Source organism: Nonomuraea sp. NPDC049152, from assembly GCF_040648355.1.
In the GTDB taxonomy this organism is placed as follows: Bacteria; Actinomycetota; Actinomycetes; order Streptosporangiales; family Streptosporangiaceae; genus Nonomuraea.
This window is the reverse complement of record NZ_JBEZDO010000003.1, coordinates 64,240-85,532: the sequence shown is the minus strand read 5'-3', so window position 1 is coordinate 85,532 and position 21,293 is coordinate 64,240. Positions and strand designations below refer to the sequence as shown.

General features: G+C 70.3%; 20 protein-coding genes. 6 read left to right on the top strand and 14 right to left on the bottom strand.

Features of this window, described 5'->3' with window-relative positions; genetic code table 11:
• Window positions 1-344: 344 nt before the first annotated feature.
• Window positions 345-917: an XRE family transcriptional regulator gene (locus tag AB0B45_RS06905; RefSeq protein ID WP_358126514.1), complete on the bottom strand. Its 573-nt coding sequence runs from the start codon at window positions 915-917 to the stop codon at window positions 345-347.
• Between the two features lie 47 nt (window positions 918-964).
• On the opposite strand from AB0B45_RS06905, the gene AB0B45_RS06900 reads away from it, so the two are divergent.
• A complete protein-coding gene (locus AB0B45_RS06900; RefSeq protein ID WP_358126511.1) occupies window positions 965-1,798 on the top strand; it encodes an EamA family transporter in 834 nt (277 codons plus the stop codon).
• 15 nt (window positions 1,799-1,813) lie between these two features.
• Here AB0B45_RS06900 and AB0B45_RS06895 read toward each other — a convergent pair whose 3' ends face one another.
• Window positions 1,814-2,410 (bottom strand): sigma-70 family RNA polymerase sigma factor, encoded by a 597-nt coding sequence (locus tag AB0B45_RS06895; protein ID WP_358126509.1) that lies wholly within the window; start codon window positions 2,408-2,410, stop codon window positions 1,814-1,816.
• 237 nt (window positions 2,411-2,647) lie between these two features.
• Here AB0B45_RS06895 and AB0B45_RS06890 point away from each other — a divergent pair, with 237 nt between their 5' ends.
• Window positions 2,648-3,718, top strand: coding sequence for a PLP-dependent cysteine synthase family protein (locus tag AB0B45_RS06890; RefSeq protein WP_358126507.1), 1,071 nt, complete (start codon window positions 2,648-2,650; stop codon window positions 3,716-3,718).
• 64 nt (window positions 3,719-3,782) lie between these two features.
• On the opposite strand, the gene AB0B45_RS06885 is transcribed toward AB0B45_RS06890, so the two are convergent.
• Window positions 3,783-4,778 (bottom strand): iron-siderophore ABC transporter substrate-binding protein, encoded by a 996-nt coding sequence (locus tag AB0B45_RS06885; RefSeq protein WP_358126504.1) that lies wholly within the window; start codon window positions 4,776-4,778, stop codon window positions 3,783-3,785.
• Between the two features lie 99 nt (window positions 4,779-4,877).
• On the opposite strand from AB0B45_RS06885, the gene AB0B45_RS06880 reads away from it, so the two are divergent.
• Genes AB0B45_RS06880 through AB0B45_RS06870 form a run of 3 tightly spaced genes read left to right on the top strand, consistent with a single transcriptional unit; the run spans window position 4,878 to window position 7,728 of the window.
• On the top strand, window positions 4,878-5,873 hold the full coding sequence (locus tag AB0B45_RS06880; RefSeq protein WP_358126501.1) for an iron ABC transporter permease: 996 nt from the start codon (window positions 4,878-4,880) through the stop codon (window positions 5,871-5,873).
• On the top strand, window positions 5,870-6,913 hold the full coding sequence (locus AB0B45_RS06875) for an iron chelate uptake ABC transporter family permease subunit (RefSeq protein ID WP_358126498.1): 1,044 nt from the start codon (window positions 5,870-5,872) through the stop codon (window positions 6,911-6,913). Before AB0B45_RS06880 ends, AB0B45_RS06875 begins: the two co-directional genes overlap by 4 nt.
• Window positions 6,910-7,728 carry an ABC transporter ATP-binding protein gene (locus AB0B45_RS06870; protein ID WP_358126495.1) on the top strand — a complete coding sequence of 273 codons (819 nt, stop codon included), beginning with the start codon at window positions 6,910-6,912 and terminating at the stop codon, window positions 7,726-7,728. Before AB0B45_RS06875 ends, AB0B45_RS06870 begins: the two co-directional genes overlap by 4 nt.
• Here AB0B45_RS06870 and AB0B45_RS06865 read toward each other — a convergent pair.
• The 7 genes from AB0B45_RS06865 to AB0B45_RS06835 all read right to left on the bottom strand — a co-directional run bounded on the left by AB0B45_RS06865 (window position 7,694) and on the right by AB0B45_RS06835 (window position 17,551).
• A complete protein-coding gene (locus tag AB0B45_RS06865) occupies window positions 7,694-8,893 on the bottom strand; it encodes an MFS transporter (protein WP_358126492.1) in 1,200 nt (399 codons plus the stop codon). The two genes, AB0B45_RS06870 and AB0B45_RS06865, sit on opposite strands and share 35 nt — an antisense overlap.
• Before the next feature lie 3 nt (window positions 8,894-8,896).
• Window positions 8,897-10,549, bottom strand: a complete 1,653-nt coding sequence (locus AB0B45_RS06860) for a tetratricopeptide repeat protein (RefSeq protein ID WP_358126490.1) — start codon at window positions 10,547-10,549, stop codon at window positions 8,897-8,899.
• A gap of 373 nt (window positions 10,550-10,922) precedes the next feature.
• Complete coding sequence (ftsY, locus tag AB0B45_RS06855; RefSeq protein ID WP_358126488.1) at window positions 10,923-12,095, bottom strand: signal recognition particle-docking protein FtsY; 1,173 nt, start codon at window positions 12,093-12,095, stop codon at window positions 10,923-10,925.
• Between the two features lie 64 nt (window positions 12,096-12,159).
• Entirely contained in the window at window positions 12,160-15,840 is a 3,681-nt protein-coding gene (gene smc / locus AB0B45_RS06850; protein WP_358126486.1) for a chromosome segregation protein SMC, read from the bottom strand.
• A gap of 176 nt (window positions 15,841-16,016) precedes the next feature.
• The gene (locus AB0B45_RS06845; RefSeq protein ID WP_183656443.1) at window positions 16,017-16,211 is read right to left on the bottom strand and encodes a hypothetical protein; all 195 of its coding nucleotides are present in this window, start codon (window positions 16,209-16,211) and stop codon (window positions 16,017-16,019) included.
• 190 nt (window positions 16,212-16,401) lie between these two features.
• Window positions 16,402-16,680: an acylphosphatase gene (locus AB0B45_RS06840; RefSeq protein WP_358126482.1), complete on the bottom strand. Its 279-nt coding sequence runs from the start codon at window positions 16,678-16,680 to the stop codon at window positions 16,402-16,404.
• Complete coding sequence (locus tag AB0B45_RS06835; protein ID WP_358126479.1) at window positions 16,673-17,551, bottom strand: LysR family transcriptional regulator; 879 nt, start codon at window positions 17,549-17,551, stop codon at window positions 16,673-16,675. The genes AB0B45_RS06840 and AB0B45_RS06835 overlap by 8 nt, the downstream gene beginning before the upstream one ends.
• An 80-nt stretch (window positions 17,552-17,631) precedes the next feature.
• Between AB0B45_RS06835 and AB0B45_RS06830 the strand changes: the two genes are divergently transcribed.
• Window positions 17,632-18,780 (top strand): MFS transporter, encoded by a 1,149-nt coding sequence (locus AB0B45_RS06830; protein WP_358126476.1) that lies wholly within the window; start codon window positions 17,632-17,634, stop codon window positions 18,778-18,780.
• Here the strand turns inward: AB0B45_RS06830 and mutM are convergent.
• From mutM to AB0B45_RS06810, 4 genes are all read right to left on the bottom strand, one after another.
• The gene (gene mutM, locus AB0B45_RS06825; RefSeq protein WP_358126473.1) at window positions 18,728-19,555 is read right to left on the bottom strand and encodes a bifunctional DNA-formamidopyrimidine glycosylase/DNA-(apurinic or apyrimidinic site) lyase; all 828 of its coding nucleotides are present in this window, start codon (window positions 19,553-19,555) and stop codon (window positions 18,728-18,730) included. The two genes, AB0B45_RS06830 and mutM, sit on opposite strands and share 53 nt — an antisense overlap.
• Before the next feature lies 1 nt (window position 19,556).
• Complete coding sequence (gene rnc, locus AB0B45_RS06820; RefSeq protein ID WP_358127553.1) at window positions 19,557-20,276, bottom strand: ribonuclease III; 720 nt, start codon at window positions 20,274-20,276, stop codon at window positions 19,557-19,559.
• 253 nt (window positions 20,277-20,529) lie between these two features.
• Window positions 20,530-20,709, bottom strand: a complete 180-nt coding sequence (gene rpmF / locus AB0B45_RS06815) for a 50S ribosomal protein L32 (protein ID WP_183656428.1) — start codon at window positions 20,707-20,709, stop codon at window positions 20,530-20,532.
• A gap of 1 nt (window position 20,710) precedes the next feature.
• A complete protein-coding gene (locus AB0B45_RS06810; protein WP_358127551.1) occupies window positions 20,711-21,262 on the bottom strand; it encodes a YceD family protein in 552 nt (183 codons plus the stop codon).
• Between the last annotated feature and the right edge of the window lie 31 nt (window positions 21,263-21,293).

The window sequence follows — 21,293 nt, the reverse complement described above, 5'->3', positions numbered from 1 at the left end:
CGCCACTCTGATGGCACATCCAACGGGATCCGTACCCAAATGCCGACGTTTCACCGAGCTCTCTTGCCATCGGTAGAACCCATCGTGATACCGCACGACAAGCCCTATCCATACCGAGAGAGTGGCGTCGTCACCCACCTCGTAGGCACTGGTCACACCCAGGCCCGTCAGCTCCGCGTGAAGCTTCTCGATCGCCGCGCGGGACTCAGTCAACGCGCAACCCCCTGTCGAGGACGTGTCGCACAAGGGGGATGTACCCAGCTTGGGGGCGATCGAGTGCCTCCAACGCGAAACACATACGGTAATCATGAAACCGCGGACCGTTCCATGGGGGCGGTTCGCCGCTATTGGTCGGGCGTCTCTCGCGGCTCGCTGACGACCATGACGAACCTCAGCTCCTCCTCGCCCTGGTTGGCGTAGCGGTGCGGCCGGTCGGCGGTGAGGACGACGGCGCCGTCGACCTGGACGACGTGGCTCTTGCCGTACACGGTGAGGGTCAGCTCTCCCTGGAGGACCGTGAGCATCTCGCGGGTGCCGGGCGGGTGCGCGTCGCCGTCGTGGTGCTCGCCTGGGGCCAGCCGCCAGTCCCACAGCTCCAGGATGGCGGGGGCGTCCGTGCCGACCAGCAGCCGCGCCGAGCCCTCTCCTTGCCGGAAGGTGACGATGTCGCCGGGGGGCACGACCCGCACCAGCGGGGTCTCGGAGACCTCGACGAGCCTGGCGACGCTGACGCCGAGGGCGTCGGCGATCCGCACGAGCGTCGTGATGCTGGGGTTGGTCCTTCCCTGCTCGACCTGGACGAGCATGCCGCGGCTCACCCCCGACCTGGCGGCGAGCGCGTCGAGCGTCAGGCCGCGGTGGGCGCGCTGGGCTCTGACGTTGGTGGCGATCGCCGCGGTGATCGTCTCAGGATCCATGCAGTCCAGTGTAGTGAACACTCTTGGCAATGTGTTGTACTGGACGGATGACAGCGGTGATTCTGGCCACGGCATGCGCGATCGTTTACGGGACGGCGGACTTCTGCGGCGGTCTGGCGACCCGACGATCCCGCGTGCTCTCTGTCGTGACGCTGTCGCAGATCGCCGGCCTCGCACTCATTCTCGCGATGCCGCCCTTCCTGCCGGGCGCCTTCTCCGAGGGAGCGATCAGTTGGGGTCTCGGCGCGGGAGTGGCGGGCGCGGCGGGCCTCGTGCTCTTCTACCGGGCGCTGGCCACCGGCGTCATGTCGGTCGTGGCGCCCACGACGGCGGTCACCTCGGCTGCGCTGCCCGTGCTGTTCGGGCTGGCCGGCGGCGAGCGACCCGAGGCCATGGCGCTGGTGGGCGTCGTCCTGGCCCTGCTGTCGGTGCTGCTGGTGAGCAGGAGCCCCGCGAAGGAGCAGCGTTCCTCCGCCTCGTCCATCATCGCGGCGCTCGCGGCCGGCGCGGGATTCGGCGGGTTCTTCATCCTGCTCGCCCAGGCGCCCGACGAGAGCGGGCTGTGGCCGCTGGTCGGCGCGAGACTCGCCTCGGTGACCATGGTGGTTCTCGTGGCGGTCCTCACCCGCCGCTCGCTGCGGCCGGGCGCGGGCGCGCTGGGCATCATCGCGGCGGCCGGTGTGCTCGACATGGCGGCCAACGTGCTCTTCCTGCTGGCCCAGCAGCACGGCATGCTCAGCCTGGTCGCCGTGCTGGTCTCGCTCTACCCCGCCAGCACCCTCGTGCTCGCCCGCTACGTGCTCGGCGAGCGGCTGCACGCGGTGCAGGTCGCGGGGGTCGCCTTCGCGCTCGGCGCGGTGGCGTTGATAGCCGTCGCGTAGGCGGTCAGGGGCGGCCTAGGCGGCGACGCGCTGCTCCGGCAGGCGGAGGGTGCCCTCCTCGCGGGCGTACTCCTCCAGCATGCCGCGCAACTGGCGGCGGCCGCGGTGCAGCCTGGACATCACGGTGCCAATGGGGGTGCCCATCCGCTCGGCGATCTCCTTGTAGGCGAAGCCCTCGACGTCGGCCAGATAGACGGCGACGCGGAAGTCCTCGGGCAGGGCACGCAGCGCGTTCATCACCGCGCTGTCGGGCAGCCGCTCAAGCGCCTCGGTCTCAGCGGACTTCAGGCCGCTGGACATGTGCGACTCGGCCGCGTGCAACTGCCAGTCCTCGATCTCCTCAGCGGCCGAGAGCTTCGGGGAGCGCTGCTTCTTGCGATAGTCGTTGATGAAGTTGTTCGTCAGGATCCGGTGCAGCCAGGCCTTGAGGTTGGTGCCCTCGCGGAACTGGTGGTACGACGTGTACGCCTTCGCCACCGTCTCCTGCACGAGGTCCTCGGCGTCTGCGGTGTTCCTGGTAAGGCGCATCGCGGAGGCGAACAGCTGCGAGGTCACGGGCACGACGTCGCGCTCGAACCAGTCCTGACGCTGCTCTTCGGTCATAGTGATCATGTACATCCCCCTCCGTGCTCTCCCCCCGGTTGCCTGTCGAACGCCCAGGCGTAACCATCCTCGCAAACCCCGCGTAAGGGTGGCGTTAGGAGTTTTACCTGGTCAGGGGGCCAATCGGTCCGTATGCTCGCGGCGTGCACCATCACGTCCACGGCCGGACAAGTCTCATTAGCGTAACACTCTTTACTCAATTGCACCCTAACTGTGTGCAGAGTCACATGAGATAGCGTATGGCGCATGGAATACCTGGATCGTCACGACAGTCGAGCCCGGCGCTGGGTCGCTGAGGCCATCCGGAAGGTGGAAGCCGACACCAACCGCAGCTCTGACACTCACCTCCATGTGTTCCCGCTTCCCCCGCACTGGGGGGTAAACCTCTATCTGAAAGACGAGTCGGTGCACCCCACCGGTTCACTCAAGCACCGGCTGGCCCGCTCGCTCTTCCTGTACGGCCTGGCCAACGGCTGGATCGGCCCCCTCACCACGATCGTCGAGGCCTCCAGCGGCTCCACAGCGGTCAGCGAGGCCTACTTCGCCAGGCTCGTCGGCCTGCCGTTCGTCGCGGTGATGCCCGCGACGACCTCGCCGGAGAAGATCTCGCTCATCGAGTTCTACGGCGGCAAGTGCCATCTGGTGGACGACCCCTCCTCGATCTACGAGGAGTCGAACAGGATCGCCACCGAGACCGGCGGCCACTTCATGGACCAGTTCACCTACGCCGAGCGGGCCACCGACTGGCGCGGCAACAACAACATCGCCGAGTCGATCTACGCGCAGATGTCGATGGAGCCCTATCCCGAGCCCGAGTGGATCGTGGTCGGCGCCGGCACCGGCGGCACCTCCGCCACCATCGGCCGTTACATCCGCTACCGCCGTTACAGCACGCGACTGGCGGTCGTCGACCCCGAGGGCTCGGCGTTCTACCCGTCGTGGACGTCGGGTGAGGAGCAGGGCGGGCAGGGCTCGCGCATCGAGGGCATCGGACGGCCGCGCGTCGAGCCGTCGTTCCTGCCCGGCGTGATCGACAGGATGATCAGAGTGCCCGACGCCGCCTCGATCGCCGCCATGCGATGGGTGCGGCAGGTCACAGGCCGGGACGTGGGCGGCTCGACGGGGACGAACGTGGCGGCCGCCGTCCAGCTCATCTCCGAGATGCGGGCGGCGGGCCAGCAGGGCAGCGTCGTCACCCTCATCTGCGACAGCGGCGACCGTTACCGCGGCACCTACGGCGACGACGCGTGGCTGGCCGCCCAGGGCATCGACATCCACCCGGATCTCACCGCCTTCAGAGCCTTCCTGTCGTCCTGACCCCCGGTACGGCGGCGGCCCCGCGCCGTGCGTGGCGCGGGGCCGTACAGAAGATCGGGTGGGGTCAGGCGGAGCGCGCCGGGTCCACCCCGAACATCTTCGCCAGGTCGTCCAGGATCGAGTGAGCGCCCTGGATGCCGACCGCGCTCATCCACGTGATGTCGGCCACGTCGTGCTTCTGCCCCTTGAGCTTGCCCCACAGGGGGTTGTTCACGAACTGCTTCTTCGGCTCCTCGGCCGCCGGGTCGGCGTAGGTGGAGACGAAGATGTGGTCGGCGTCGAACTCGGCGATGCGCTCCTGGCTGATGTCGACCGCGATCGCCTTCGGGTCCTTCGGCTGACTGGCGGGACGCGTGAAGCCGACGTCCTTCAGCACGATCCCCGAGTAGGAGTTCTCGACGTACAGGCGGGTGGTCGGCTCACCGGCGAAGCGGACGACCGAGACGGTCGGCAGCTTGCCGTCCTTCGTCTTGATCTCCTCGCCGATCTTCGCGGCGCGCTCCTCGAAGGTCTTGATCGTGGTGTCGGCGAGGTCCTCCTTGCCGAGCGCCTGGCCCATGAGGCGGATGTTCTCCTTCCAGATCGCGCCGGTGGTCTCGCTGAACACCGTGGGCGCGATCTGGGACAGCTTCGCGTAGAGGGCCTCGTGCCTGACCTTGGCCGAGACGATCAGGTCGGGCTTGAGCGCCATGATCTTCTCGAGGCTCGGCTGCTCCAGCGTGCCGACGGGCGTGGCCTCCTTGCCGTACTTCGCGGCGACCTCGCCGAGGTAGTCGGGCAGCTTGTCGTCGATGGAGCGGTAGGTGGTGTAGCCGACGACCGGGGTCTCCAGCGTGAGCACGGCATCCACGAAGCTCTGGTCCAGCGCCACGACGCGCTTGGGCTGAGCGGGGATCTTCGTCTCGCCCATGGCGTGCTTGATCACACGGAAGGGCGCCGCCGCTGACGACTGCGTCCCTGCTGGCTGGTCCGCGGCGGTGGTGGTCGAGCCGCAGGCGGCCATGCCCAGGCTCAGTACGGCTCCCGCCACGCCCATGGCCACAGCGCGCAACGCATTCATCGGATCCCTCTCGTGTTTAGGTTAGGCAAACCTCATTTAGATTAGCTATGCCTAAGCTGGCATACTTCACCGGGTCGGGCAACAAGGGAGGAAACGTAGGTGGGACGACGCAGTGCCGTGTTCTGCGGACTTCTCACCCTCGTCGCCGTCGCTGCCGTGATGAGCATCACGATCGGCTCGAAGCCCATTCCGCTCGCCGACGCCTGGCATGCGCTCTTCTCTCCCACCGGCACGGAGAACGACATCGTCATCCGCTCGCTCCGGATGCCGCGCACCGCGCTCGGCCTCCTCGCGGGGATCGCGCTGGGCGTGGCGGGCGCGCTGATGCAGGGTCACACCCGCAACCCACTCGCCGACCCCGGCCTGCTCGGCGTCACCCAGGGCGCGGCGTTCGCGATGGTGGCGAGCATCATCTTCCTCGGCACGACCAGCCTCTACGCCTACATCTGGTTCGGCCTGGCGGGCGCGCTGATCGCGAGTGTGGGCGTGTTCGCGCTCGGCATGGTCGGCGGGCGCGGCGGGCCCACGCCGGTCACGCTCGCCCTCGCGGGCACCGCCGTCAGCGCCTTCCTCTACGCCCTCACCTCCGCTCTGGTGCTTTTGGACGAGCAGGCCATGGACGTCTTCAGGTTCTGGCAGGCGGGCTCGATCGCCGCCAGGGGCGCGGACGTCGTCTGGCAGGTCACGCCGTTCATCCTCGTCGGGCTCGTGCTCGCGATGATCAACGCTCCCGGGCTCAACGCGCTCTCCCTCGGCGAGGACGTCGCCCGCAGCCTCGGCCAGAACATCGCGCTGACCCGCGGAATCGGCATCGCCGCCGTCACCCTGCTGTCCGGCGCGACGGTCGCGGCCTGCGGTTCGCTGTCCTTCATCGGGCTCATCGTCCCGCACCTGGCCCGGCCGCTGTCGGGCACCGACCACCGGTGGCTGCTGCCGTTCTCCGGCCTCGTGGGAGCGGCCCTGCTGCTGGTGGCCGACGTCATCGGACGGGTGGTCGCCCCTCCAGGCGAGCTGGAGGTCGGCGTGGTGCTCGCGCTGATGGGCGCCCCCTTCTTCATCGCGCTGGTGCGGCGCAGGAAGCCGGTGCGGCTGTGACGTCACCCGCGCTGAGGATCGGCGGCCTGTCCTGGCGGGTACGACCCCGCGGCGTCATGGTCAGCGGCCTCGGGCTCGCCCTGCTCGTCCTGTTCATGGCGCTGAACATGCGCATCGGCGACATCCCCATGACCCTGGCCGAGGTCCTGCGGGCCGTGGTCGACACCGGCAGCGGCGATCACTTCGTCGTCATGGACCTGCGCCTGCCCCGCGCGCTGACCGGCTCGCTGGTCGGCGCGGCGCTCGCGCTCGCGGGCGCGATCACGCAGTCGATCGCCCGCAACCCGCTGGCCAGCCCCGAGATCCTGGGCGTCACGACCGGCGCCTCCGTCACGGTCGTCGCGGGTGTCGTGGCGTCCGGCAGCGTCGCCGGCGGGGTCAGCGGCCTGCTGGCCACCGTCGGCATCCCTGCCCTCGCCCTGCTCGGCGGCCTGCTGGGCGCGGCGATCGTCTACTCGCTGGCGTGGCGGCGCGGCCTGGACGGCTATCGCCTGGTGCTGGTCGGCATCGGCGTGGCCGCGGTGTTCACGAACATCAAGTTCTGGCTGCTGACGGTGGGCGACGTCAACGACACCGGCAGGGCCATGGTGTGGATCAGCGGCTCGCTCAACGGGCGCGGATGGGAACACGTCACCCCCGTCGCGATCGCGGTGGCCGTGCTGATCCCCCTGACGCTGCTCGGCACACGCTCGCTCGACGCGCTGCGTTACGGCGACGACACCGTCACCTCGCTCGGTGTCCGGATGAACCTGGCGCGCGGTCTGATGATCCTGGCCGCCGTGCTGCTGGCCGCGGTCGCGACCGCCTCCGCGGGCCCGATCGCCTTCGTCGCACTGGCGGCGCCCCAGATCGCGCTGCGCCTGACCAGGTCGGCGCAGCCGCCGCTGCTGTCCTCGGCGATCGTGGGCGCGCTGCTCACCGCCGCCGCCGACCTGATCGCCCGGGTCGCCTTCTCTCCCATCGAGCTGCCCGTCGGCGTCGTCACGGCGGTGCTGGGCGCGCCGTACCTGATCCACCTCATCTGGAGGGCACGCAAATGAGGCTCCAGGCGGTCAACGTCAGGCTCGCCTACGGCGAGCGCGTCATCGTGGACGGGCTCGACCTGGGCGTCGAGGCGGGCACCGTGACCACGATCATCGGGCCGAACGGCTGCGGCAAGTCCACGCTGCTGCGCGCCCTCGGCCGCCTGCTGAAGCCTTCGGGCGGCGAGGTGCTGCTCGACGGCAAGCGCATCGACAGGATGCCCACCCGCGAGGTCGCCAAGGTCCTCGGCATGCTCCCCCAGTCGCCCACGGCGCCCGAGGGGCTGACCGTCTCCGACCTGGTCTCCAGGGGCAGGCACCCGCACCAGACCTGGTACCGCCAGTGGTCGTCGGACGACGAGTCGTCGGTCGTGCGGGCGCTGGCCATGACCGGCCTGGCCGACCTGGCCGAACGGCCGCTCGACGAGCTGTCGGGCGGGCAGCGGCAGCGCGCGTGGATCTCCATGGCCCTGGCCCAGGGCACCGACCTGCTGCTACTGGACGAGCCGACGACCTTCCTCGACCTGGCCCACCAGGTGGAGGTCCTGGAGCTGGTACGGCACCTGCACGCCGAGGCGGGCAGGACCATCGTCATGGTGCTGCACGACCTCAACCTCGCCGCCCGCTACACCGACCGCCTGGTCGCCATGCGTGAGGGCAGGGTCGTCGCGGCGGGCACGCCGCACGAGGTGCTGACCGAGGACCTCCTGAGCGAGGTGTTCGACCTGGACGCCATGGTCATCGCCGACCCTGTGGCGGGCACCCCGCTCGTCGTCCCCATCGGCACCAGGGCGCCGGTCAGGGAGCGACTGGCTCCAGAGCCACGTCCCTGAGCGACGACCGCGCCGCCGCCGCGGCGATCGCCAGGCTGGCCAGGCCCGCGAACGCCATGAGCGCGTAGGCGTTGCGCACGAACGACTCGAACACCCCCGCGACCAGCGCCGCCAGCGGGATGGCCAGGAACGCGATCATGCGGGCCGTGCCGAGCACCCTGCCGAGCAGGTGGTCGGGGATGAGGCGCTGCCGTACGGTCGTGATGGCCACGATGCCCACTCCCGCGGCGGCGAACTGCCCCATCCACGCCAGCCCGATCGGCAGCGGCCCTCGGGCGGGGATCATCGCCAGGATGGACACACCCTCGATCAGCATGCTCACGCTGATCAGCGTGACGGGCCTGGTCCTGGACAGCAGGCGCGACCCGAGCAGTCCGCCGGCCACCGCGCCCGCGCCCTGGAAGGCGTAGACGACGCCGATCTGCCCGGGGGTGAAGTGGTGGTAGGAGGTCAGGTAGAACACCATGTCGGCCAGCAGCAGCCAGACCCCGAAGTTCCCCGCGAAGGCGAAGCAGGCGAGCGTCAGCACCGTCCGCTCCTGCCTGAACAGGAACCTGAGCCCCTCCCGCAGGTCGGCGAGCACCGGCCGGCTCGCCCTCGCCACGGCGGGCGCCGTCCTGATCAGGGCGATCAGCGCCGCGGACACCGCGAACGTGCCCGCGTCCACGTAGATCGCCACCTGGTAGCCGAAGGCGACGATCAGCGCGCCGCCGAGCACCGGGCCCGCCAGGTTCACCGCGTGCTCGCCGATGTGGAGTCGCGCGTTGGCAGGGGCCAGCCGGTCGACGGGCACGAGCGAAGGCATGATCGCCCGGAACGCGGGCTGGTAGAGCGGATCGACACAGGCCAGCAGGAAGGCCATCACGTAGATCAGCCAGAGCGGCGGCGCGCCGAGCGTCACCGTCACGGCGAGCACCAGGGCGAGCACGGCCGCGGCCAGGTCGCCCGCCACGAGGATCGACCTGCGGCTGTGCCGGTCGGCCAGGACGCCGCCGAACATCGCCAGGGCGAGGTAGGGCAGGTACTCCAGCGCGTACACCAGGCCGGTGCCGAGGGCGGAGCCCGTCAGATCCAGGACCATGAGCGGCAGCGCGAGCCGGTAGATCCAGGTCCCGAGCGAGGAGACCAGGAATCCGACCAGCAGCAGCCAGTACCTCGTTCCCATCCCTCACTCCCTCGACAACGCGGCTCTGATGTCCTCGTCGCCCGGCGCGAGCTCGGCCGCCCTGCGCAGGTCCGCCACGGCGTGCTCGATACGGCCGTCGGCCCGCATCGCCATCGCCCTGTTGAACAGCAGCTCGGGGCTCTCCTTCAGCTCGACGGCCCGGTCGAGGTCGGCGGCGGCCTCGCCGTACAGGCCGAGCTCGAACGACAGCGCTCCTCTGCTCGCCCACGCCTCCACCAGGCCGGGGTCGGCCTTCAGCGCGGCGTCGAAGGCGGCCCGCGCCTCGGCCGTCCTTCCTTCCGCCGCCTCGACCTGGCCCAGCACGCACAGCAGGTGCGGGTTGCCAGGGTCGAGGGCGAGCCCGCGCTCGACGTCGCTCCTGGCCGGGCCGTACTCCCCTGCCGCGGCTCGGAGACCGGCCCTGTTCACGTAGGCGGGCGCGAACTCGGGATCGAGCTCCAGCGCGTAGTCGAGGTCTTCGAGCGCGCCCGCCAGATCGCCCGCCTCGTAGCGCAGCTCGGCCCTGTTGTAGTGCGGCTCAGGCCACGGCGGGCCGAGCCGTATGGCGCTCTCGAAGTCCCTCAAGGCCGGCTCCGCCCTGCCCAGCCTGCGCAGCAGGTCGCCCCGGTCGAGGTAGTAGTCGGGGTAGCCGGGATCGGCCTCGATGGCGCGCGTGTAGTCGGCCAGGGCCGCCTCGCGCTCGCCCGACATCGCCCTGAGCTGGGCCCTGTTGGCGTACAGCACGAGCCGGTGGATCGGGTGGACGTCGGCCAGGTCGCGCTCGGCCAGGTCGACGGCCTCCTGGATCAGGCGGGCCGACTCGCCGAACCGTCGCCTGCGCACCTCGACCAGCGCCTTGGCGTTGAGGTCGAAGCCCAGGTGGAAGGCGCGCTCGCGCGGCTCCCGCAGCAGCGAGGTGATGGTGATCGCCTCGTTGATCCAGGCCACTGCCGCCTCGGGGTCGCGCCTTGCCGGGTCGTGGTGGCGCACCAGCAGGGTCGCGAGCGAGCAGGCCACGGAGGCCCGGTGCTTCGGGTCGACGGTGTGCCGCCTGGCCAGCTCGTAGAGGGCGAGCGCCTCGTCCTCCCGCTCAATCGCCTCCAGCGCTCCGGCCGTCCGGTGGACGAGCGTCATCCAGCGCTCGGGATCGTGGTCGTGCCGCAGGCCTTCGAGCGCCGCCAGCCCCGCCTCTGCCATCGCGTGGTGGAACCCCTCGTCGCGGTAGCGATCGAAGTCAGCGGGCACAGGGCCCCCTGGCCGCGAGGCGCCGGGAACGATGGTCAGCTCCCGAACGCGCCTGCGCAGCACCTCGACGAGCTCGGCGTCGGTCTGGTCGGCCGCTTCGAGGTTGTCGACCGTGACCGTGCGGTGCTCGCCGTCGAGGCACGAGCGGACGAACTCGGCCAGCCCGTTGGCGATCCGCAGCGTACGGCGGGCACCGGGGATGAGGATGCGCTCCGCCTGCGGCAGGCTGTCGGCCAGCGAGAGCCTGCTCCTCGGGATCTTCAGGTGGGGCGCCGCGACGGCGATCTCGATGTCGTGCCCCGCCACCAGGTCGGGCCTGCGCTCCAGCGCCTCAGGGACGAACAGGTCGAGGAGGGCGGCGGCGAGCGTGTAGGGCCCGCGAATACGCCGGTCGGCGTCGATGACGGTCACGTGTACCCGATCCCTTGAGGGTTCCTGAGCGGTTTCGTCGTCCGGACAGCAGCATGGCCGACGCCCCGTCAGGGAGCGTCGGCCACGTGCCGATCAGCCCTTGTGCCGCGGAGCGGCTGAGCCTGCCGGCTTGACGGAGCCGCTCTTGTACACGACAACCTTCTTCATGTCCACCTTCTTCGTCGGACCATGCGAAGAGACCGCGGACGTTGGCGCAGCCGTCCGCGATCTCCAATGACCGCCCCATGTGAACACGGATGACTATCGAGATCAAGAGAATGTCCGATAAGGGACATTTCCTCAGTTATATGGACATGCCCCGCGCGGTGGCGCGGGGCGTCCGAAAACGTGTTTGAACGTCGGGAGAGAAAAGTCAGTCGCCCAGGATCGCGTCGACGAACACCTCGGGATCGAACGGCGCGAGATCGTCCGGCCCTTCGCCGAGGCCCACGAGCTTCACCGGCACGCCCAGCTCACGTTGCACCGAGATGACGATGCCGCCCTTGGCCGTGCCGTCGAGCTTGGTCAGCGCGATGCCGGTGATGTTGACCACCTCGGCGAACACCTGTGCCTGCCGCATGCCGTTCTGACCCGTGGTGGCGTCGAGGACAAGCAGTACCTCGTCCACGGTGCCCTTCTTCTCGATCACCCGCTTGACCTTGCCGAGCTCGTCCATCAGGCCGGTCTTGGTGTGCAGGCGGCCCGCCGTGTCGACGATCACCACGTCCACCTTGTCCTCGATGCCCTTGGCGGCCGCGTCGAAGGCCACGGAGGCGGGGTCACCGCCCTCGGGACCGCGCACCACCTCAGCGCCGACCCTTTCACCCCAGGTCTGCAGCTGGTCGGCCGCCGCGGCGCGGAAGGTGTCGGCCGCGCCGAGCACGACCTTCTTGCCGTCGCCGACGAGGGCACGGGCCAGCTTGCCCGTGGTGGTGGTCTTGCCGGTGCCGTTGACGCCGACGACCAGCACGATGGCCGGACGCTCGCCGTGCTTGCCCACGTGGAGGGTGCGGTCGAGGTCGGGGTCGATCTGCTTGAGCAGCTCCTCACGCAGCAGGCCGCGCACCTCGTCGGGGGTGCGGGTGCCGAGCACCTTGACCTTGGTGCGCAGGTCCTCGACCATCACCTGGGTCGGCGAGATGCCGACGTCGGCGGTGATGAGGCTCTCCTCGATCTCGTCCCACACCTCGTCGTCGAGCCTGTCGCGCGACAGCAGCTCCAGCAGGCCCTTGCCCAGAGCGCTCTGCGAACGGGCCAGGCGTGAGCGCAGCCGTACCATCCGGCCCGCGGACGGTGGAGGGATCTCCACCTCGGGCTTCTTGATGATGGTCTCAGCCGGTTTGACCGGAGGCGGCACGGTGGTCGTGGTGCCCTCTTCCTCCGGCTGGGCCTGCTCGGCCTCGGGCTCGGGGACGGGCTTGACCTCCGGCGCCTCGACCGGGGGAGGCACGGCCTTGCGCCCCGGCCTGTACAGGAAGAACATGCCGCCGATCGCCAGCAGGGCGACGACGATCACGATCACGATGATGCCGAGGTATTCACTCACAGCAACTCAGTTTTCCAGATCGTCCGGGATGGTCACGCCCCGCAATGCCGCGTGCCGTACAAAATCAGACGTTCTCCCGCAGACGCTGAGAGACCACCTGGGTGACACCGTCGCCGCGCATGGAGACGCCGTAGAGCGCGTCGGCGATCTCCATCGTCCGCTTGTTGTGCGTGATGACGATGAGCTGGGAACTCTCTCTCAGCTCCTCGAACAGCCTCAGCAGCCGCTGCGTGTTGGTGTCGTCGAGCGCCGCCTCGACCTCGTCCATCACGTAGAAGGGCGAAGGCCGCGCCTTGAAGATGGAGATCAGGAACGCGACCGCCGTCAGCGACCGCTCGCCGCCCGACAGCAGCGAGAGCCGCTTGACCTTCTTGCCCGGCGGCCTGGCCTCCACCTCGATGCCCGTGGTCAGCATGTCACTGGGGTCGGTCAGGATCAACCGCCCTTCACCGCCGGGGAAGACGCGCGTGAAGATCTGCTCGAACTCCCTGGCCACGTCCTCGTAGGCGGAGGAGAACATCGCCTCCACCCGGTTGTCGACCTCCTGGACGACGGTCATCAGCTCGCGCCGCGTCTTCTTGAGGTCCTCGAGCTGGGAGGTCAGGAACGCGTGGCGCTCCTCCAGCGCCGCGAACTCCTCCAGCGCCAGCGGGTTGACCTTGCCGAGCTGGTTCATCTGCCGCTCGGCGGCCCGCATCCGCTTCTCCTGCTCCTCCCGCACGTAGGGCACGGGCGGGTCGCCAGGAACGGCGGCCGTCGGGCCGTACTCGGAGATCAGCGCGTCGGACGAGACGCCGAACTCCTCCAGCGCCCGCTCCTCCATCTGTTCGAGCCGCATCCGCTGCTCGGTGCGGGCCATCTCGCTGCCGTGAACCCTGTTGACCAGCTTGTCGAGCTCCTGGCCCAGCTCCCTGACCCGCAGCCGCACCTGCTTCAGCTCGGCGTCGACGGCGACCCGCGCCAGGTCGGCCTCGTCGCGCTCGCGCGCGGCCAGCTCGATCGAGGCGGCCAGAGCACGCAGCACCTGCTTGGTCCCCCGCACCACCGACTCGGCGACCGCCGCCTGCCGCCTGCGCCGCTCGCGTTGAGCGGCCGCCGTCAGCCGCTCCTGGCGCTCGCGCTGGGCGGCCCTCATCAGCCCGTCCGCCCTGCCCGCGATGCCCTTGACCCGCTCCTCCGCCGTGCGGACCTGCAGGCGGGTCTCCATCTCGGTCTGCCTGGCAAGCTGGCACGTCGTGGCCAGCTCGTCACGCAGCTCGGTGGTCGGCTCGGTCTCCAGCTCCTGCGCGTACTCGGCCTCGGCGAGCTCGATCTCCAGCTCCGACAGCTCGGCCAGGCCCTCCTCGCGCGCCTCCTGCGCCGCCCGCACGCTGCCCGCCAGGCGCTCGGACTCGTCGGCCGCCGCCTTGGCCGCGGCGCCCAGCTGGGCCAGCCGCTTGGCCGCCGCCGCGCCGGCCTGGTCGGCCTCCCGCTGCCGCGCCCTGACCTGGTCGAGCACGGCCTGCGCGGCGCTCACCCCGGCCTGCGCGCTGCCGGCCGCGCTCTGCGCCTCGTTCACGTGGGACTGGGCGGCCTCCAGCGCCGTCTGCGCCGCCATCTCGGCCGCCGCGGACTCCTCCATGACGACCACCGTGCTCGCGGCGCGATCCTTCGCCTCCTCCAGGTCGGCGATCGCGTCGTCGAGCGCGGCCCGCACCTGCAGCACGGAGGTGCCGCCCTCGGATCCGCCGCTCGCCAGGTGCGCGCCGACGACGTCGCCGCGGCGGGTGACGGCCCGCACTCCAGGGTGCCGCTCGACGAGGCCGCGGGCCGCGTCGAGGTCGGCCACGACGGCCACGTCCGTCAGGAGATGGTCGACCGCCGCCCTGAGGTGGTCAGGCACGCCGACCAGCTCCGCCGCCCACCGCCCCCCATCAGGCAGTACGGCACGCGCCCCGCCGGCCGCTCCACCGGGCGCGCCCGCCACCAGCAGCGTCGCCTGGCCCGCCTCCTTGGCCCGCAGATGCTCCAGCGCCTCCACCGCCGTGCCCACCGACTCGACGGCGACGGCCTCGGCCACCTGGCCGAGCACGGCCGCGATGGCCACTTCGAACCCCGGCGTGACCGTCATCGAGGCGGCCAGCGGCCCGAGGACCCCGGACAGGTCCGCCGCCACCAGGGCGGCGCCTCCGTCCGCCCCCTTGGCCAGGCCGAGCTCCAGCGCCTCACGACGGGCCTGGAGCGCCGCGACCGACCGCTGCGCCTCCTGGTCAGCCGCGCGTGCCGTGCCGACCGCGGCCTTGGCGGCCCGCAGCGCGTCGTGCGGCCCTGCCAGCGCCTCCTTGGCCCGGTCGACGGCCTCGCGCGCGGCGTCGGCGACGGACCTGGCCTCCTCGACCGCCATCTGGGCGGTGAGCAGTTCCTCGGCGAGCGCCGGATCGGCCGCGGGCTCGTCGGCCTCCTGCGCCCGCAGCTCCTCGCCGGCGCGCGCGGCCCGCTCGTCGGCCTCCGCGACGGCCCTGCTCAGCCTGCCGATCTCGTCCTCGGCGGCGCGTGCCCTGCTGCGCGCGGAGTCGACCCGCCCGCGCAGCCTGGCCAGACCCTCGCGCCGGTCGGCCGCCGCCCTCGCGGCCATCGCCAGGCGCTGCTCCTCCGCCTTGAGCGCCGTCTCGGCCTCCTCGCGCCTGCCCACGGCCGCTTCCAGCAGCTCCTGAGCCTGCTCCAGCGCCTCGGCCAGCTCCAGCTCCTGCTCGCGGACCTCGGCCGCCTCCCGCTCCAACTCCTCGGGGTCGCGGCCACGCCGCTCGATCGAGGCGGCGTCGAGGGCGTGGCGGTGGCGCTCGGCCGCCAGGTGCTCCAGGCCCGTGAAACGTTCCCGCAGCGAGGCGAGGCGGAAATAGGTCTCCTGGGCGGCCGTGAGCCTGGGCTGGGCCTCGGCCTCCGCCGCCTCCAGCGCTTCCTCGCGCCGCTGGCCCTCGGCCAGCTCGGCCTCCACCTGGGCCCTGCGCGACAGGATCGCCGCCTCGTCCGCCGCCTCCCTTTCGAGGGTCTCCCGCAGGATGCACACGTCGTCGGCCAGCAGCCGCAGCCGCGCGTCGCGCAGGTCGGCCTGGATCACGGCGGCCTTGCGGGCGATCTCCGCCTGCCTGCCGAGCGGCTTGAGCTGGCGGCGCAGCTCGGTGGCGAGGTCCTGGGCGCGGGTGAGGTTGGCCTGCATGGCGTCGAGCTTCCGCAGCGCCTTCTCCTTGCGCTTGCGGTGCTTGAGAACGCCTGCGGCCTCCTCGATGAAGGCCCGCCGGTCCTCGGGGCCCGCGTGGAGCACCGCGTCGAGCTGGCCCTGGCCGACGATGACGTGCATCTCGCGGCCGATGCCTGAGTCTGACAGCAGCTCCTGGATGTCGAGCAGGCGGCAGGTGTCGCCGTTGATCGCGTACTCGCTCTGCCCCGACCTGAACATCAGGCGGCTGATCGTCACCTCGGTGTAGTCGATAGGGAGCGCGCCGTCGGTGTTGTCGATCGTCAGCGTCACCTCGGCCCTGCCCAGAGGGGGGCGGCTGGAGGTGCCGGCGAAGATGACGTCCTCCATCTTGCCGCCGCGCAGCGATTTGGCGCTGTGCTCGCCCATGACCCAGGCCAGGGCGTCGACGACGTTGGACTTCCCGGAGCCGTTGGGGCCGACCACACAGGTGATGCCAGGCTCGAGGCGGAGGGCGGTGGCGGAGGCGAAGGACTTGAAGCCGCGCAGGGTGAGGGTCTTCAGATACACCGAACGCTGCCCTCCCTGAACCGACTTCGGGAAAGCCTACTGGGCCGCGGAGCCCGCCGCTGGTCACCGCGCTTCTGACACCGTCAGGACAGCAAAAACGCCTCCAAGAAATGGAGGCGGAGAAAATAACAAGGGACGCCTCTGTGAGACGTCCCTGATGTGGCGCTCCCGATCTCTCAGGTGAGAGCCGGCTCGCGTTCCTGCAGACGGCTGAACGCCTCATCACGTGTCTGCGCTGCAAGAGCGTCATTTTGTGCCTGGAGCCGGGTGAGTTCTGCCTCCAGATCACGGATCCGCTGCTGCAAACGGCGCATCTCCGAGACCATCCGAGGGTCAGGACCGCCGACGTGGCCGAGTAGAGCCTTCGCCATGGTAAAGGGTCCTCCACGCTGAGTGACCAGACTGGTTCGCGCACTTCTTGTTCTGCGGGAGGGGTGCGCGTGGTACCTAACAAGAGTCGCATCGGCAGTGTGGGCGGTCAAGTCGATCGCACCGCATGGGCCTACCGATGGGCACTCCCGACATATAAATATACCCTATTTGGGGCGTTTGACGAAAGGGCTACCGCTCTACAAACCCGCTCAAACTACCTCGTGCTTCACTCCAGCGCTCTACAACTCCATCCACTCTGCCCGGTGTGTCGCAACCCCTGAGCAGCTCGACCAGCTTGACGCCCGCCGCCCTCGGCCCCTCGGCGACCACTTCCACCCGCCCATCAGCGGTGTTGCGGGCCCAGCCGACCAGCCCGAGCTCCAGCGCCCTCGCCCTGGTCCACCAGCGGAACCCGACACCCTGCACGTGTCCCCGCACCCATGCGGTCAGCCGCACGTCCTCACTCATGACCCACTCCTGCCCGTTGGAAGGCGCGCACCGCGGCCGTCTCCCCCTCCTTGCGCCAGACCAGGCCGAGCACCGAATCGGGCAACCCCTCGACCGGCACGAACGTGACGTCGTCGCGCCCGTGGTAGGCGGCCGTCGGGGTGCAGAAGAGCATGGCGCCCCTGTTCAGCGCGACCTGTGTGAGGCCCTCCTGGCTGGTGGTGACCGTACCCGCCGAGGGGATCGGCCGGCCGAGCGGCGTGGTCGTGGGGGCGGTGAGCTCGCGCCACCTGCGAGGCGCCGGCCCGTCGAGCCCCACCAGCGGCAGTTCCGCCAGCTCCTCCGCCTCGATCCACGCCCTGCCCGACAGCGGGTGACGCGGGGAGAGCGCCACCTTCATCGGGACCTTGTTCAGCCCCGCGCCCGTCTCCAGGTCGGGCTCGTCCACGGGCAGCAGCGTGAAGCTCAGGTCCACCTTGCCCTCGCGCAGCTTGCCGAACGGGTCGGCCATCGGCACCTCGACGAGCTCTACCTCGCACGCCGGATTGAGCCGCTCGAACTCCCTGACCGTGCTGGTGACCACGTCCGTCGGCGTGCCGAGGAAACCGACCCGCAGCACGCCCTCGACCAGTCTTGCGGCCGATCTGGCCCGGCCGACCGCGATCGCCAGCCCGTCGTAGGCGGGGCGCAGGTCGGCGAGGAAGCGCTCGCCCAGCGGCGTCAGCCGTACGCGCCTGCTGGTGCGCTCGAACAGCCTGGCCCCGATCCGGGTCTCCAGCGCGCGCACCAGCTGGCTGACCCTGCCCGGCGACAGGTAGAGCCGCTCCGCGGCCCGGGCGAAGTGCAGTTCCTCGCTGAGCACGACGAAGCACTCCAGTTCCCTGAACTCCATCACGACTCCTTAGCCTGACTAAACCAAGGCTTCGATCTTCGTCATTGTTCCCGCAGGTGGGAGCCCGGAAGCCTGTGAGCATGACGACTGTCGACACCGCAAGAGTGCCCTGGCTCCCCGTTTCCGCCGTCGCGGTGGGCACCTTCACCATCGTGACCAGCGAGATGCTGCCCGTCGGCCTGCTGACGCCGATGGGCTCGGCGCTGGGCGTCTCCGCCGGCACGGCGGGGCTGACCATGTCCGTGCCGGGGCTCGTGGCCGCCCTTTCCGCGCCCCTGCTGACGGTGGTCGCCGGACGTCTCGACCGGCGAGTCGTGCTGGTCGCCCTGATGGCGCTGCTCGCGGGCGCGAACCTCCTGGCCGCCTTCTCCCCCGGCTACGCGGTCATGCTGGCCGCCAGGGTGCTGGTAGGGGTGAGCATCGGCGGTTTCTGGGCCTTCGCCGCCGGCCTGGCCGGACGGCTGGTCCCCGAGCGGTACATCGGCAGGTCGGCCGCGATGATCGCCGGCGGCGTCTCCGTGGCCTCGGTGCTCGGCGTGCCCACGGGCACCCTGATCCTCTCCTGGGCGGGCTGGCGGACGGCGTTCGCGGCGGTGGCCGTGCTGGCCGTCGCGGTCCTGGTCGCGCTCGCGCTCCTGCTGCCCCCGCTACCTGCCACCCGCCCGGTACGGCCCGCCGAACTGCTCGACGTGTGGCGCGACGGCCCGCTCAGGACCGTCCTCGTCGCCACCGCGCTGGTCGTCACCGGACACTTCGCCGCCTACACCTACATCCGCCCGTTCCTCGAACAGGTCTCCGGCGCCGGGCCCGCGCTGATCAGCGTCCTCCTCCTCGCGTACGGCGTCGCAGGCGTCGCCGGCAACTTCGGGGCGGGAGCGAAGGCCGCCCACCGGCCGAGGGAGGTCATGGCGGTGCTCGCCGTCCTGATCGCGGTGTCGACGGCCGGACTGCCTCTCGCCGTCGCCTTCATGCTCCTGCTGTGGGGCGTCTCCTACGGCGGCGTCTCGGTGACCGGTCAGCTCTGGGTCGCCAGGGCGGGCGGCGGCGAGGCGGGCATGGCCATGCTGTCGTCGGTCTTCAACGCGGCCATCGCGCTGGGCGCGCTGCTCGGCGGCCGGATCGTGGACGCCGCCTCGCCGAGCGCGACCATGTGGTTCGGGGCCGCGCTCGCCCTGCTCACCGCGGCTTACGCTGGCACTTGGGGCAGGAGAAAGACGATCGGTTCATGAACGCGTCCCGCCTGATCGGCGTGCCGCACCGCGAGCACGGCAGGTCACGCCTGCCGTACGCCTCCAGCGAGCGGTCGAAGTAGCCGCTCTCGCCGTTGACGTTGACGTAAAGGCTGTCGAACGAGGTGCCGCCCTGCACCAGGGCGGCGCTCATGACCTGGCGCACGGCGGCGAGCAGCTCAGCGATCTTGGCCTTGGTGAGGGTCTCCGTGGGACGCGCCCAGTGGAGCCTGGCCAGCCAGAGCGCCTCGTCGGCGTAGATGTTGCCGACGCCGCTGATCAGCGACTGGTCGAGCAGCGCCCGCTTGATCTCGGTGCGCTTGGCCCGCAGCCGCCTGGTGAAGAGCTCCTCGTCGAAGGCGGCCTCGAACGGGTCGGGCGCGATGTGCGCGATCGGCTCGGGCACGCCGTCCATGAGCGAGGTGAGCATCACGTGGCCGAACGTGCGCTGGTCGACGAAGCGCAGATCGTTGCCGCCGTCGGCGAACGACAGCCGCACCCTGAGGTGCTTCTCCAGCACGGAGTCGGGGGAGACGACGAGCAGCTGGCCGCTCATGCCCAGGTGGGCGAGGATCGCCTCGTCGCCGTCGAGCGGCAGCCACAGGTACTTGCCGCGCCGTTCGGCGGAGACGATCACCCGGTCGGCGACGTCGAAGAGCCCGATCTGCCTCCGCACGGCACGCGGATGCAGGACCTCGCTCGCCGCGATCGTCCGCCCCGCGACCCATTCGGCCAGGCCACGGCGGACGACTTCGACCTCCGGCAGCTCGGGCACGTCAGCTCGCCGGCTGGCTCTCGCGCTGTTCCCTGCGCGCCCTGATGCGGGTCCACGCAGCCTCGGCCGCCTGCTGCTCGGCCTCCTTCTTGCTGCGGCCCTTGCCCGAGCCGTAGGACTCGCCGCCGACCCGCACCTCGGCGGTGAAGGACTTGGCGTGGTCGGGGCCGCTCTCCTCGACGTGGTACTCGGGCACGCCGAGCGCCTCGGAGGCGGTGAGCTCCTGCAGCGAGGTCTTCCAGTCGAGACCGGCGCCGAGCGAGGCCGAGCGGGTGATCAGCGGGTCGAACAGCACGTGGACGACTCGGAAGGCCTCGTCGAGGCCCCGGTTGACGTAGATCGCGCCGATCAGCGCCTCGAGGGTGTCGGCGAGGATCGACGACTTGTCGCGCCCGCCGGTGCCCTCCTCGCCCCTGCCCAGGCGCAGGAACCTGCCCAGGCCGAGATGCCTGGCCACGTCGGCCAGCGCGCGCATGTTGACCACGGCCGCCCTGAGCTTGGCCAGCTGGCCCTCGGGCAGGTCGGGGTGGTTGCGATAGAGGGTGTCGGTGACCACCAGGCCCAGCACCGAGTCGCCGAGGAACTCCAGGCGCTCGTTGGTGGGCAGGCCGCCGTTCTCGTACGCGTAGGAGCGGTGCGTCAGCGCCCGCTCCAGGATGTCGGCGTCGAGCCCGACGGAAAGAACCCGCTCAAGCTCGTCTCTGGCGACCTCGACAGCCACTGGCTTGGGACCTGTGCCCACGTTTTCTCCTCCTCAGAGCATCTCTCCAGAACGCGTGGGCGATGGAACTGAGAGATGCCCGAAAACGTGGTGGGCGTCGGGGGCCAGCCCCGGCGTCCACCACGACCGCGGGCGAACCGCCGCCGCACGCACCTGAGACGGTAACGCCGACCGGGCACTATCGCATCCGGTCGGCACTCCGTCAACAGCCGTTGGGAGCGCGATCACTCGCGCTCCTCGCTGGTATGTGCGATCAGGCAGACGGCTCGATGACCTGACGGCGGTTGTAGGTGCCGCAGGTCGGGCACGCGATGTGCGGCTGCTTGGGCGAACGGCACTGCGGGCAGCTCACCAGCGCGACAGCAGACGTCTTCCACTGGGCGCGGCGGGAGCGGGTGTTGCTCCGCGACATCTTCCGCTTCGGGACGGCCACGTCACTTCTCCTGATCGTTATCGTTCTCGGAAATCAGACCTTGCAACGACGCCCAGCGAGCGTCGATCTTCTCGTGCCCGTGGTCAGGGCCGGCCTCGGCCAGCCTGACTCCGCATTCCGTGCACAACCCCTGGCAGTCTTCACCGCAGACGGGGCTGAGCGGCAGTGCGAGCACCACCGCGTCACGGAACGTCGGCTCGAGGTCGAGAAGTTCACCGTCGAGCAGTGAGTCCTCCTCCGAGGAGTCCTCGTCGGAGTAGAAGAACAGCTCCTGCAGGTTGACCTCGATCTCCGAGGACAACGGGTCGAGACACCGAGCACATTCCCCCGCGAGGGGAGCGCGTGCGGTGCCCGAGACGAGCACGCCTTCCATCACTGCTTCGAGCCGGATGCCCAGCTCGACTTCGGCGTCCTTGGGGACACCGATCATGTCGACGCCGAGATCTGCCGGTGCCGGGAGGGACAGAGTCATCTGCCGCATCGAGCCCGGCCGCCTGCCCAGGTCATGAGTGGAGATCACCCACGGGGCGCGGGGGTCGAGGTGCTGAGTCATCCTGCTCTCGTTAGGCATGGCGAAATCGTCG